This is a genomic window from Effusibacillus lacus (assembly GCF_002335525.1).
GTDB lineage: Bacteria > Bacillota > Bacilli > Tumebacillales > Effusibacillaceae > Effusibacillus > Effusibacillus lacus.
The window spans coordinates 50,433-63,955 of sequence record NZ_BDUF01000064.1; the positions used below are offsets into that span (position 1 = coordinate 50,433).

Here is a 13,523-nt window from a genome sequence, read left to right on the forward strand (position 1 = left end):
CGGCCGCAATGAATACTGACCGCCTTGTCTTTGATTGCTCGGGGTTTTACTCGGTAAAAAGGTTCAGAATTGCCGATACTATCGACAGTACAATGGCTCCGAAGAATGCGGCAAAAAACCCGTCCACAGTAAAACCGGGTGTAAACCAATCCACCAGTTTAAGCATCAGGGCGTTGATAATCAGCCCGAAGATCCCTAATGTCAAAACAGTAACAGGCAGTGCCAAAAGCCGAACTATCGGTTTGACAATCAGATTGACAACCCCAAGGATCAATCCGGCCCAGATAGCTGACAGAACACCTTCGGTGCCGGAGGCAAAAGAAATCCCGTCAAACATCCATGCCACTATGACAAGGGCAAGGGCATTGAGCAGAATTCGGATCACGATTCCCACTTTTTCACCTCCTGCATCACCTGTCTGAAGTGGGCCATTCCCATCAGTTCTCGTTCGGAATGATCAGAATCAGGAGCAAATACACCAGAATTCCGGGAAAAGCGGCTGTCAGGATGGAAAGAAGCACGTAAGCCACTCTTACAACAGTTGGGTCCACATCAAAATATTCCGCAATCCCACCACAAACTCCTGCAATCATCCGTTGTCTCCGGGAACGCACGAGCTTTTTCATTTACAAACACCCCTCGTCCATGTCTTCGTTTTGATATACGATTGATCACACAATAAGTTTCACTCTTTAAATTAGACGACAGGTAGACACGATATCCCTTCAAGCACAATGGCTTAGCCATTTACCGTTCCCGTCTTCGCTTCCATAACTTCTAACAGATGAAGCCACTATGACTGTCATAGTGGCTTCATCATCATCGTTTAGGATACGGCCGTCTTGGCTTTGGATTTTTGTTTGTCTCTCTTTGTCTTGGAACGCTGTTTATCCCTCTCCAGAATCGGTCCCAAAAAGGCTCCCGTGTGGGATGCCGCAACTTTTGCAACCTGTTCCGGAGTGCCAGTCGCAACAATCGTACCTCCCTTGTCGCCGCCTTCCGGCCCAAGGTCAATCAGATAATCAGCCGTCTTGATCACATCCAGATTGTGTTCAATCACCAATACGGAATCCCCCCCATCCACAAGCCGCTGAAGAACCTGCAGCAACCGTTCGATGTCTGCGATGTGCAGACCGGTGGTCGGTTCATCCAGGATGTACATGGTTCGTCCGTTGCTGCGCCTGTGCAGTTCAGAAGCCAGCTTCACCCGTTGGGCTTCCCCTCCGGATAACGTGGTGGCCGGTTGACCCAACCGGATATACCCCAGGCCGACATCAAACAGGGTCTGCAATTTACGTTGAATGCGCGGGACATTCTTGAAGAACTCAAGGGCATCTTCCACGGTCATGTCCAATACGTCCGCGATACTTTTGCCCTTGTATTTCACTTCCAGGGTCTCCCGGTTATAGCGCCGACCTTTGCAGACCTCACACGGTACGTAAACATCCGGCAGGAAGTGCATTTCAATCTTGATGATTCCGTCGCCACGGCAGGCTTCACATCGTCCTCCCTTTACATTGAAGGAAAACCGGCCTTTTTTGTATCCGCGAATCTTTGCTTCGTTGGTGGTGGCAAACACATCCCGGATATCATCAAACACACCGGTGTAGGTTGCCGGGTTGGACCGCGGGGTCCGTCCGATCGGTGATTGGTCGATATCGATTACTTTATCCAGATGCTCCAGACCGGTGATCTTTTTATGGGCACCCGCTTTGGTTCTCGCTCCGTTCAAATGATGAGCCAAAGCCTTATGCAGGATTTCGTTGACCAGGGTGGATTTGCCGGATCCTGACACCCCCGTCACACAACTGAAAACACCCAGAGGAAACTTGACGGAAATATTCTTCAGGTTATTCTCTGTTGCACCCTGGATTTCAATCCATTTGCCGTTTGGCTTTCGCCTTTTCTCAGGCACAGGAATCATCTTTTTGCCGGACAGGTATTGTCCTGTCAACGAATTCTCGTCATTCATCACGTCCTCGGGTGTTCCCTGCGCCACAATGCGCCCGCCGTGGATGCCCGCTCCCGGCCCGATATCGATAATCCAGTCGGATGCCAGCATTGTATCTTCGTCATGTTCCACTACGATCAGCGTGTTTCCGAGATCGCGCATGTGTTCAAGGGTACGAATCAAACGGGCATTGTCCCGTTGGTGCAAGCCAATCGACGGTTCGTCCAGTACATACAGTACACCCGTCAATGCCGATCCAATCTGAGTGGCCAAACGGATACGCTGGGCTTCCCCGCCGGACAGAGTGCCAGCCGCACGGCTGAGAGACAGATAATCCAAGCCAACATTGCGCAGGAAGCCGAGGCGGGATCGAATTTCCTTAAGGATCAGTCGGGCAATCGCCTCTTCCTTCTCAGTCAACTGCAGATTCTCAAAGTAGTCCAATGCCTCGTTCACCGACAGACGAGTAACCTGGGAAATGTTATAGCCATGAATCCTGACTGCCAGCACCTCCGGCTTCAAACGGTCTCCGTTGCAGGCCGGGCAGGGCTTGGCGCTCATGTATTCCTCAATGAACTCACGGATGTAGTCGGACGCGGTCTCACGATAACGCCGTTCCAAATTCGGAATCAAGCCTTCGAAGAACACTTCCGCCACCTTGGTTTGACCAAAATCATTTTCATAGTGGAAGCGAATCTTTTCTCCAGGAGCGCCATACAGCAGTTTCGCCAGTCTCTCCTGAGGGATTTCCTCAACGGGAACATTCATTTTGATCCCAAAATGTTTACAGGCGGATGCCAACAATTGAGGGTAGTAATTGGACGCCGTCCCCGCCCAGGGAACCAGAGCCCCTTCTTCCAACGTCTTTGAACGGTCAGGGATCACAAGATCAGGATCCACTTCCATATTCGTGCCCAACCCGGAACAGGTTCCACATGCACCGTAAGGGGAGTTGAAAGAAAACATCCGCGGACTCAGTTCTTCCACTGAGAATCCACATTCCGGGCAGCCCAGGTTCTGGGAGAAGACCATTTCCTCTCCGTCCACAACACCAACAACCACCGATCCCCCTGCAAGGTTCAGGGCTGTTTCCAATGAATCGGCCAAACGTGTGGCGACGTCGTCCTTTACAACAATTCTGTCTACCACCGCTTCGATCGTATGCTTTTTGTTCTTTTCGAGCACGATCTTTTCTGACAGATCCCGAATCTCGCCATCTACACGGACACGAACAAAGCCTTGCTTGGCGATATCCTCCAGCAGTTTGCTGTGTTCCCCCTTGCGTCCCCTGACAAGCGGCGCAAAGATCTGGATCTTCGTCCTTTCAGGCAGTTCCAGAACCCGATCCACCATCTGTTCTACAGTCTGAGAAGAGATGGGAATGTCACAGTTCGGACAAAACGGCTGTCCGATACGCGCGAACAACAGCCGCAAATAATCGTAGATTTCAGTTACCGTTCCCACCGTAGAACGGGGATTGCGGCTTGTGGTCTTCTGGTCGATGGAAATGGCCGGGGACAACCCGTCGATCGAATCGACATCCGGTTTGTCCATCTGGCCCAAAAACTGCCTGGCATAGGCGGAAAGGGATTCCACATACCGGCGCTGTCCTTCCGCGTATATGGTGTCGAATGCCAGCGAGGACTTACCCGAGCCGCTAAGTCCTGTCAGCACAACCAGTTTATCCCTTGGGATCTGGACGTCGATGTTTTTCAGATTATGGGCACGTGCACCCTTGATTACGATATATTCTTGTGCCATAAAGTTCTCCTTTTCTGCACATTTCTACATTTCCCGGGAAAAATGTCGAACCGGCAACCATTCGAGTCGAGAATTGCAATTTCCGGTTCGACATCTGTCGCAACCGATTCTCAGCTTTCCGTCTCTTAGGAAGCGGACAATTCCAGTATAATGTCGCGAAGCTCAGCTGCACGTTCAAACTGCAAAGCTTTGGCAGCCTCTTTCATTTCCTTCTCCAGCGTCTTGATCAACTGCTCACGCTCTTTCTTCGACATCTTGTCAACATTCTTCTTCACATTGTATTCCGTTTTCGTTTCGGCCGCCTTGGTTGCTTCGATCACGTCACGAACAGCCTTGCGAACCGTTTGCGGAGTGATTCCATGCTCCTTGTTGTAAGCTTCCTGAATACTTCGTCGGCGATTGGTTTCATCAATCGCTACTTTCATTGACTTGGTAATCGTATCCGCGTACATGATGACATGACCGTCTGCATTACGGGCAGCCCGGCCAATCGTCTGGATCAGGGATCTCTCCGCCCGCAGGAAGCCTTCCTTGTCTGCGTCAAGAATGGCTACCAGAGAAACTTCCGGCAAGTCCAATCCCTCCCGCAGCAGGTTGATGCCGATCAACACATCGAAAACACCCATTCGCAAATCCCGAAGTATCATCATACGTTCCAGTGTTTTGATGTCCGAGTGCAAATAACGGACCTTAATCCCCAGTTCCTTGAAGTAATCTGTCAGGTCTTCCGCCATTTTCTTCGTCAGTGTGGTGACAAGGACCCGTTCATCCCGCTTGATCCGCTTGTTGATTTCACCTACCAGATCGTCAATCTGGCCCTTGATCGGACGCACCTCGATTCGAGGATCGATAAGTCCTGTCGGCCGAATGATCTGTTCCACAACTTGTTCAGCATGTTCCAGTTCATAGTCACCCGGTGTTGCCGATACATGGATCACCTGGTTCATTCGCCGCTCAAACTCTTCAAATTTCAGCGGCCGGTTGTCCGCCGCTGAAGGCAGGCGGAAGCCGTGCTCAATCAGCGTCAACTTGCGGTTGCGGTCTCCGTTATACATTCCGCCGACTTGCGGAACAGCAACGTGGGATTCATCAATGATCAGCAGATAATCCTTGGGAAAATAGTCAAGCAACGTATTGGGAGCTGATCCTGCCGGTCGTCCTTCCAGATGGCGGGAATAGTTTTCAATACCTGAGCAGAACCCGATCTCCGCCATCATTTCCAGATCATAATTGGTGCGCTGCTCCAGCCGCTGTGCTTCCAGGAGCTTGCCGGCATCCCGCAGCTCCGCCAATCTTGTTTCCAGTTCCGCCCGGATGCTTTCGATCGCCCGCTGCATCTTGTCGCCGGAGGTAACGAAGTGGGAAGCCGGAAAGATGGCAATGTGCTGTCGGGCACCCACAATTTCGCCTGTTACCACATCAATTTCCGTGATCCGTTCAATCTCATCCCCGAACAATTCCACGCGAAAAGCTTTTTCGCTGCGGGATGCCGGGAAGATTTCCAACACGTCGCCGCGAACGCGGAACGTACCCCGGATAAAATTGATATCGTTTCGTTCATACTGCATTTCGACAAGCTTCCGCAAGATGTCGTTCCTTGGTTTCTCCATTCCCACACGAAGCGACAGGACGTGAGCCGCATATTCGGTGGGACTTCCCAATCCGTAAATGGAAGACACCGATCCCACCACAATCACGTCGTTCCGTTCCAGCAACGAACTGGTTGCCGAGTGGCGCAGTTTGTCGATCTCGTCATTGATCTTGGCGTCTTTCTCAATATAAGTATCGGAAGAAGGTATATACGCTTCCGGCTGGTAGTAATCGTAGTAGGAAACAAAAAACTCCACCGCGTTTTCCGGAAAAAACTCCTTGAATTCGGCTGCCAGCTGGGCTGCCAATGTTTTGTTGGGCGCCAGCACCAGAGTCGGTTTGTTTACTTTTGCAATCACGTTTGCCATCGTAAAGGTTTTTCCGGAACCGGTCACCCCAAGCAGCACCTGCTGCTTCATGCCGGATCGGATCCCATTGACCAGAGCATCAATCGCTTTAGGCTGGTCACCCCGCGGGGCATATTCCGATTTCAGCTTAAAAACGCCAGTCCGTTCCGCCATCATCCCCACCCTTTCTCCATAGAGTCCATTATACAAAATTCCGAACCTCAGGTTACATAATATTTTTATTTAGGCACTGTATTCGATCTGAACCCGAACTACTGTTCTATTGTACCGAAAATGTTTTGCAAAATCCAGTTCAGTGCAAAAAAGGAGCCAACCGGCTGATTCCGGTCGCTCCCCTTTGTTCCATCGCTTATTTTATCTGATTTCGCATGATGATAATGTTGACTCGACGATTGGCCGCACGGCCCTCCGGCGTATTGTTGTCTGCCACCGGCTGGTACTCCCCAAACCCCGTCGCTGATAAGAGTTCGGATTTGATCCCTTCGCTTTGCAGGTAATACAAGACATTCAAGGCCCGGGCGGCGGACAGGTCAAAATTCGACCGGAACTGGTCGTTATGAATCGGAATATTGTCCGTATGCCCTTCCACCGAGATTTTGTTCGGCATTACCTTTAGAAATGGCGCCAGACCGGAAAGAATTTTTTCCGCATCTTTCTTTAATACGGCTGATCCCGTGTCAAACAAGGCAACGTCCCGCAGTGTGAGTTGTAAGCCTTTTTGTTCGGTCAGTTCCACCATGACCTTGTCCTGCAGCCCGTTTTGCTGAATATGCTGCTTGAGTTTTTCCTCCGCGTCCTTCAGCCGCTGGTTCTCTTCCACCATCTTCTGGCTCGCTTCCAGGACTTTTTTGTCCACCGATTGTCCCGACTCGTTGGGTTGTCCGTAGGATTTTTCAAACTTGGTCCGCATTACCCCGGTAGACCCGTCATAAAACGACTGGTTCAGAGAGATGGCCAATTGTTCGTATCTGGTGACATCGATTTTTGACAGGGCATACAGCACAACGAAGAAAATCATCAATAGCGTGATCAGGTCCGCATAGGTCAGCAGCCAGCGTTCGAGGTTGTCGTGCCCGCCCCCATGCTGCTTACGCCGTCTCGACATTGGTTCCGCCTACCTCTCGTTCAGCTGCCTCATTCTTTGTACGGCTTGTGGGCGCCAGGAACACTTTCAGCTTCTGGGCCAGTATGTTCGGATTCTCACCGGCCTGAATCGATAGGATTCCTTCAATCATCAGTTCGCGAATCAACACTTCCTGTTTGCTTCGCACTTTAAGCTTATTGGCGATTGGCAGCCAGGCAAGGTTGGCGGATGCTACACCGTATAACGTTGCAATGAAAGCAAGGGCGATGGCAGGCCCCAATTTGGCGGCGTCTTCCAGGTTCGACAACACGTGCACCAGTCCCATCACGGTTCCGATAATCCCCATGGTGGGTGCAAAGCCGCCCATTTGTTCAAAGATCTGGGCACCCTTGTTATGACGTTCTTCGATAAAGGAGAGTTCCGTTTCCATGATGCTGCGGACAAGCTCCGGGTCCACCCCGTCCACGACAAGTCTTACCCCATTTTTGAAAAACTCGTCATCATAAGTATCAATCTTTTCTTCCAGGGCGAGAATCCCTTCCCGTCGGGCAATCGTCGCCAGAATCACCAATTCGTCGATCACCTCCAGCGGATCCCTTGACTTGTGAGTGAATGCGATCTTTAAGATCTTCGGGATCTGTTTCAATTGTTCCATTGGCGTGCTCACCATCAGGGCTGCAAATGTTCCGCCAAACACGATCATGGCGGCCGTTATCTGGAACAGGGACGTGATATGTCCACCCTCCATGACAAAGGCACCGCCCAAGAAACCGACACCAAGAATCAAGCCCAGGATCGTTGTGATATCCATCTCTGCTTCCTCCTGTTGCAAAACGAATTTGAGAGTGCTTAAGCAGGTGTTTTGCCGCTTTGGTTCGTTTTTCTGGCAAACAAGTTCCAAAGCATCTTCCAGACTGGAATTGTTTCCAGCCTGACATACTCTCTGGCAGCATCATCGGGAACCAGAATCAACCCCAGACTGTGATGCTCTCCCGTAAATCTCGGTTTTCCCGCAAACCGGTTCTCCCCTTGTTCATCCACTACTTCAAGCCTGATAAAAGCCGGGTTCTGATTCAATGCAAAGTGCAGTTCATACGGTGTATTGACAGGCATCCCGTTGGCCTTGACGATGGTTTCCCCCGGTTTCAATCCCATGCTTTCCGACGGGCTTCCAGGCAACACCGCCAGGATGCGTAACCCTTGCAAGGGTTTTGTGAAACGGGGCTGACGGATTTTCTCTTCATCCATCTCCCGTTTTACAAGCCACTCATGGGCAACAGGAGAGAATAATGCTGCGATCCACAAGAATGAAGGAAGAAACTTCCCCCCCATGATTGTCAACCCCAACAGGGCGAGCGCATACAATGCCAGATACTTTGCCGTTCTGGCAGCTTTTTCGGCCGGTTGACGAGACAGGGCGACCCCCGAAAAACCCAGTACAGCAGGAATCGGGAGGATTTGCAAACCTTGGGAAACCGCCACAGGCAAGAGGGTCCACCATGCAGGGATCTGCAACCCCTGGGAGCCTGTTGCAACAACTGCCGCAAGGGGAATCACCCAAAACTTCTGCAGGATGAATCCGCCAACCAAACGCCCCCTTTTGCTCTGCACAAAGATTGGAGAAGCTCCGTCAGCCCCTTGTAAAAAGACAAGCATTGCCTCAATCAGGTGCAATATGGCAACCAGAGCCAACAGATGAGATATGGACAAAGATCGCAAATCAAGGTATGCCTCAGCCAGCCACGGCCAGCTTATTGAAAGTTCCGGCAGCACGTTCAAGATCAATGCCGCAAGAGACAGGATTCCTCCCGCATAGGCAAAACAGACAAACCGCACGTTAAAGATCGCCAAGACCACCGCCAACACCCATACATAGGCAAAATCGGTCGGATTCAGCACGATGCCCACACCGGATATAAAAAGGGATGCGGCTATCCCCCCCAGCACTCCGTATCCTACAGACCGGGCCGTTTGTATCTCTGCTGATGTAACCCGAACCCCGAACAAACGGCGTTCCAGCGTTACCTGTCTGCGATACTGCAGGTACACCAAGAGAATGGCGACATAAAAAAACGGCGTCAGCAGGATCGCGAAAAATCCGCGGCCCAGTTCCAGCAAGAAAGGCAGTGCTTCCATCGCCAGTCCCCCTTCCAAACAAAAAACCCCTGAGGACCTAATGTTCCTCAAGGGAATATTCGACAGAAACGACTTTTTACCTGCTATTTGATTAAGGAACGAAGTACGGAAGTCGCTTTTTCCAATTGGGTATCGTTGATTTTCTTTTTCTCGTTGATGGCTTCCATCAGCTTGAATGTGGTTTGACCTTCCACAACGCCGGTAGGAGACAAACCGTTCATTCGTTGGAACGTCTTGACGGCCTCCTCTGTCTGCGCGCTGAAGTATCCGTCTTCCCTTCCCGGAACCAAACCCACTCCAATCAGCATTTGCTGCAGAGTCTTGACCGCTGTCCCGTTCATGTCACGCTTGAGAGGAGTGTCAGGGTTAAGGGCTGTCAGTTTAAAGTACGCAGGCAATGCAACCGGATAATCAGGTTCAACACCCCGTTTGTGGATCCAGTTGCCTTTTGGGGTCAACCATTTGGCCGTGGTATATTTCAAATTCGACCCGTCTTTGAACTCCTGCTGGGTCTGGACAGTCCCTTTTCCGAATGTTTTTTCCCCGACAAGCGGATACCCGCCGGATTCCTTGAGAGCTCCCGCCAGGATCTCCGATGCGCTGGCCGATCCTCCGTTTATCAGGCAGACTACCGGATATTTCGCCGTTTCCAGAGTGGAATTGACCACTTCTTTCTGCCCGTTTTTGTATTCTACCTGCAGGATCACTCCTTTGTTCGGGATCAACAGGTTGCTGATGCCCTTTACAGCTTCCAAATAGCCTCCCGGGTTGTCGCGGACATCGATCAGCAGCCCTTTTAATCCTTGCTCCTCCAGCTTTTTCAGTTCTTCCTCAAACCGTTTGGCGGTGTTTTCCGAGAAGGAAGTGATTTGGATTTTGCCAATGCCGTTCCCCAAATATTCCGCATATACGGTCTCCAACGGAATTTCGTCGCGAACGACAGATACATGGGTCACCTCCGACGAACCGGGACGCGTGATTTCCAACTCGGCAACGGTCCCTTTTCTTCCGCGGATGAAAAGTACCGCTTGGTTGACTTCCAACCCGTCCAGACTCTGTCCGTTCACCTTGCGGATCTGGTCACCTGCCCGCAATCCCGCCTTTTCCGCCGGAGATCCCTTAATCGGGGATGCAATCGTAATCCGCCCGTTGATGGATTCGATCGTCGCACCGATCCCCTCGAAGGAAGAGGATAGGGACATATGGAACTGATCGGCCGTATCTTTATCCATATATGTGGAATACGGATCGTCCAGGGCCCCGATCATGCCAGAGATGGCTCCGTCAACCAGTTTTTGGTCGTCCACGTTTTGGTAGTAGTTGTAACGGAGCGTCTTGTAGACTTCCTCCAGTTTGGAAAAATTGGCCATCTGCTGCCCGGTACTTGACCGCAGTAGGTCACCACCTGTCAGAGGAGAGCCTGTCCTCCACTGCATCACTCCGTAGGTCGAAGCTCCCCCGACAAACAGAGAGCCGGCAAGCAGAAGTGCCAGCGTGCTTTTGCGTATCTCCATCGATTCACCGCCTTTGACCTCTCTCTAGCGAGTATATGAGACAAGTTGTAACACTAGTACTTGAGAGCTATATATAGTTCCCTAGATCTTCAGGAATTTCCGGACCGAGAAGGTCGATCCGAACACCCCGATGACCGCCCCGATCAGCAGCAACACTCCTCCCACCTGCGTAACGAGAGTGCCAAGCGGAAGCAACGGAATAAACGTGTCACTGGTAACATTGTTCAGAATGTAGCCATAGCCGGCAGCAATCAATGTGATCGGGATCAGCGCACCCAGAGCCCCCATCAGCAAGCCTTCAAAGAAAAACGGCCAGCGGATAAACCAGTTGGTGGCTCCGACAAGCTTCATAATCTCGATCTCCCGGCGGCGCGAGTAGATCGTGATCTTGATAGTGTTGGAGATGAGGAAGACGGCTGTCAGAGCCAACCCGACAATCAGGGCTCCCCCTATCCAACGAACTATGTCCATGACTTTAAACAGCGTTTCCACTACTTCCCGTCCGTCGGAAACCTTTTCCACATTGGGAAACGTACGGATCTGGTCCGCCAGTTGCAGTGATTGGCGAGGATCATGCGCCTTCACAATAAATTTGTCCGGGAAAGGATTGTCCATTTCCAGACCGGCAAACAAATCCTTGTGTTCTTTGTATTTTTCCACCATTAGCCGGATGGCGTCTTCCTTTGATACAAACTCCACAGATTTCACTTCGGGCAATGCCTTGATTTTTTCCTCCACCATCTGGATGTCACTACGGGAAGTTCCTTCCTGCATGAATACATCCATTTGCACTTGCGCTTCCACATCTTTGGTAAGTTCCTGCAGGTTCAGCGCGACCGTCAGAAACACGCCCAAAATCAGCAACGACACAACAACCGAACCAACGGCGGCAAATGTCATCCATCCGTTGCGTCCGATGTTCTTCAGACCTTCCCGGACATGACGAAAAAAGGTGCTAATCTTCATATCCGTATACCCCCTGTCTTTCGTCGCGGACAATTTTTCCGTCTTCAATCGCCAATACACGTCGTTTCATCGTATTCACGACCTCTTTGTTGTGGGTTGCCATGACAATGGTGGTTCCGTGGTCATTGATCTTGTTTAACAACTGCATGATTTCCCACGAGGTATCCGGGTCCAGGTTCCCGGTCGGTTCATCGGCGATAATGACAGCAGGGTTGTTTACAAGAGCCCGAGCAATCGCCACCCGCTGCTGCTGGCCCCCGGACAATTGATTGGGCAGATTGTTCAGTTTATCCCCCAAACCAACCAGTTCCATTACTTCTTTCACTCGCTGCTTGATCTTTTTGCGCGGCGCCTCGATCACTTCCATGGCGAACGCCACGTTCTCCGCTGCCGTCAATTGGGGCAGCAATTTGAAATCCTGGAATACCACGCCGATTTGCCGGCGCATTAACGGGATCTTACGTTCCCGGATGCGGTCGACATTAAACCCGTTGACGAAAATCGTCCCCTTCGTTGGTTTTTCTTCCCGGTACATCAATTTGATAAACGTGGATTTCCCGGCGCCGCTGGGTCCCACCACATATACAAATTCGCCTCGGTCAATCTTTACATCAATTCCATTTAATGCCGAAACACCGTTTGGATAGGTCTTCCAGACATCTTGCATTTCGATCATGAACTCATCCACATCCTCTTTTCCGTAATTCGCTTGACGGCGCACACCACGCGCCCAGACTCCCGCGAACCCCGTGCCGTCCCCTGTCAATCTTCTTCTTTTTTCGACAGTGTACGGCAAAATCCTGTCTCAACCTGAAATTATACAGGACTTTGACGGGTTGCTGGCAAGGTATTGTTTGGCAACTCGTCTTTTGCATTCCAAACTGCCTTCCAAACGGTTATACTTATCAAAACTTCCGGCAGACCGAAAAGTATCAGCCTCTGGGACATACATATGTACACAAAAAAAGTGCCCGGCGATATGCCAGGCCCTATCCGTTTAAAGGCGGGAATCTGCTACTGCTTGTTCCATCTTTTCAGTTTTGGAAGGTGTTCATTCAGTATGGCCCTTGCCTGCTCCTCAGACATGCCCTCTGCTTTCATATGAGGGACGCAAATCTCGATCATCCCTTCCATGGTCAGGTCGGGTTGCTTGAATTCGCCCCCTTCATAGCAGTACATGCAGTACTCTTTCGTTTTGGAACCGTCTTTTTCAGTCCCCAACACTTCTTCTCCGTTTAGTGGCATAGAGCAACTTTGACAAATAGTTTCAACCATAACAATCCCTCCTTGTTCTTGATTTCATCATACGGGGGTAAACTTGACAGCCCTATGTCATATTGAAACTGAATCTGAAAATTTTTTAATAGGTTGTATAGATCTGGAATGCAATGTCTTTTATTCTCTGCCTGATGTGCATGGGTTCAAGGACTTCAACATGTTGCCCAAAACCGAGAAGAAAACCGTATAACCACTCGTTTGGAATTCTTTCATCTCTACAATCAATGGCCGGTAAATTTTACAAGGTTGACACCCTTGAAGTGATGGTATTGTATATTTTCGAATTATCAGTGAGCAGCTATAGTTATTATAAAACAAACAGGAGGCTCCGACCATGCAGATTCAAAAAGGCGTAAACACACCGGTGCGATTTTTGGAAGGTCAAAAAGTCTATTTGCGACCGATTGGTTTGGATGATACGGAACTCTATTTCCGGATGCTGTTTCACCCGGAAACAAGAAGACTCACCGGAACCCAAAGAAGTTTTACGAGAGAACAAATCTACCGGTATATCGAAGGAAAAACGCAGGATTCTTCCAGCCTGCTTTTATTGATTGCCCTTCGGGAAACGGACGTTGTCATTGGTGACATCGCTTTGCAAGACATTGACAGCTTCAACCGCAGCGCCAACATACGAATTATGATAGATGAAAAACACAATCAAGGCAAAGGACGAAACAGAATCCGACTGCGGTTGTCAAATTTCAACATGCACCAAACGCAGAATCCCGGTTTTACAACAAAATCATTTAGAAAATCCGGTCAGACCTTTGGCTTCCACTCTTCCCCTTTCAACTCCGTTTCGACCCAATCTGACAAATCGGAGGTCAGACCTTTTACCTGTTCCAGCGCTTTTTTCACCTGCTCGCTGCCGG

Annotated in this window: 12 protein-coding genes and 1 pseudogene; 1 reads left to right on the plus strand and 12 read right to left on the minus strand. The window is 50.4% G+C overall.

The features are described from left to right. Positions 1 to 46: 46 nt before the first annotated feature. From EFBL_RS12965 to EFBL_RS13020, 12 genes are all read right to left on the minus strand, one after another. Positions 47 to 394, minus strand: a complete 348-nt coding sequence (locus EFBL_RS12965; protein WP_096182540.1) for a phage holin family protein — start codon at positions 392 to 394, stop codon at positions 47 to 49. Positions 395 to 437: 43 nt separating this feature from the next. Beyond that, positions 438 to 626, minus strand: coding sequence for a PspC domain-containing protein (locus EFBL_RS12970; RefSeq protein ID WP_096182541.1), 189 nt, complete (start codon positions 624 to 626; stop codon positions 438 to 440). Positions 627 to 826: 200 nt separating this feature from the next. Further along, the gene (uvrA, locus tag EFBL_RS12975; RefSeq protein ID WP_096182542.1) at positions 827 to 3,712 is read right to left on the minus strand and encodes an excinuclease ABC subunit UvrA; all 2,886 of its coding nucleotides are present in this window, start codon (positions 3,710 to 3,712) and stop codon (positions 827 to 829) included. Positions 3,713 to 3,837: 125 nt separating this feature from the next. Continuing rightward, on the minus strand, positions 3,838 to 5,823 hold the full coding sequence (gene uvrB, locus EFBL_RS12980; RefSeq protein WP_096182575.1) for an excinuclease ABC subunit UvrB: 1,986 nt from the start codon (positions 5,821 to 5,823) through the stop codon (positions 3,838 to 3,840). A 196-nt stretch (positions 5,824 to 6,019) separates the two neighbouring features. After that, complete coding sequence (locus EFBL_RS12985; RefSeq protein ID WP_096182543.1) at positions 6,020 to 6,775, minus strand: flagellar motor protein MotB; 756 nt, start codon at positions 6,773 to 6,775, stop codon at positions 6,020 to 6,022. After that, a complete protein-coding gene (locus EFBL_RS12990; protein ID WP_096182544.1) occupies positions 6,759 to 7,565 on the minus strand; it encodes a flagellar motor protein in 807 nt (268 codons plus the stop codon). Before EFBL_RS12990 ends, EFBL_RS12985 begins: the two co-directional genes overlap by 17 nt. Before the next feature lie 38 nt (positions 7,566 to 7,603). Continuing rightward, positions 7,604 to 8,890 carry a PDZ domain-containing protein gene (locus EFBL_RS12995; protein ID WP_096182545.1) on the minus strand — a complete coding sequence of 429 codons (1,287 nt, stop codon included), beginning with the start codon at positions 8,888 to 8,890 and terminating at the stop codon, positions 7,604 to 7,606. A gap of 83 nt (positions 8,891 to 8,973) precedes the next feature. After that, a complete protein-coding gene (locus EFBL_RS13000) occupies positions 8,974 to 10,404 on the minus strand; it encodes a S41 family peptidase (RefSeq protein WP_172899711.1) in 1,431 nt (476 codons plus the stop codon). Between the two features lie 81 nt (positions 10,405 to 10,485). Next, a complete protein-coding gene (gene ftsX / locus EFBL_RS13005) occupies positions 10,486 to 11,370 on the minus strand; it encodes a permease-like cell division protein FtsX (RefSeq protein ID WP_096182546.1) in 885 nt (294 codons plus the stop codon). Next, complete coding sequence (gene ftsE / locus EFBL_RS13010) at positions 11,360 to 12,046, minus strand: cell division ATP-binding protein FtsE (RefSeq protein WP_096182577.1); 687 nt, start codon at positions 12,044 to 12,046, stop codon at positions 11,360 to 11,362. Before ftsE ends, ftsX begins: the two co-directional genes overlap by 11 nt. A 338-nt stretch (positions 12,047 to 12,384) precedes the next feature. Continuing rightward, positions 12,385 to 12,645, minus strand: coding sequence for a zinc ribbon domain-containing protein (locus EFBL_RS13015; RefSeq protein ID WP_096182547.1), 261 nt, complete (start codon positions 12,643 to 12,645; stop codon positions 12,385 to 12,387). A gap of 85 nt (positions 12,646 to 12,730) precedes the next feature. Beyond that, positions 12,731 to 12,874 carry a WCX domain-containing protein gene (locus EFBL_RS13020; protein ID WP_096182578.1) on the minus strand — a complete coding sequence of 48 codons (144 nt, stop codon included), beginning with the start codon at positions 12,872 to 12,874 and terminating at the stop codon, positions 12,731 to 12,733. A 108-nt stretch (positions 12,875 to 12,982) separates the two neighbouring features. On the opposite strand from EFBL_RS13020, the pseudogene EFBL_RS13025 reads away from it, so the two are divergent. Beyond that, positions 12,983 to 13,321 (plus strand): annotated as a pseudogene (locus EFBL_RS13025) (GNAT family N-acetyltransferase); the annotation flags it as partial. Positions 13,322 to 13,523: the final 202 nt, after the last annotated feature.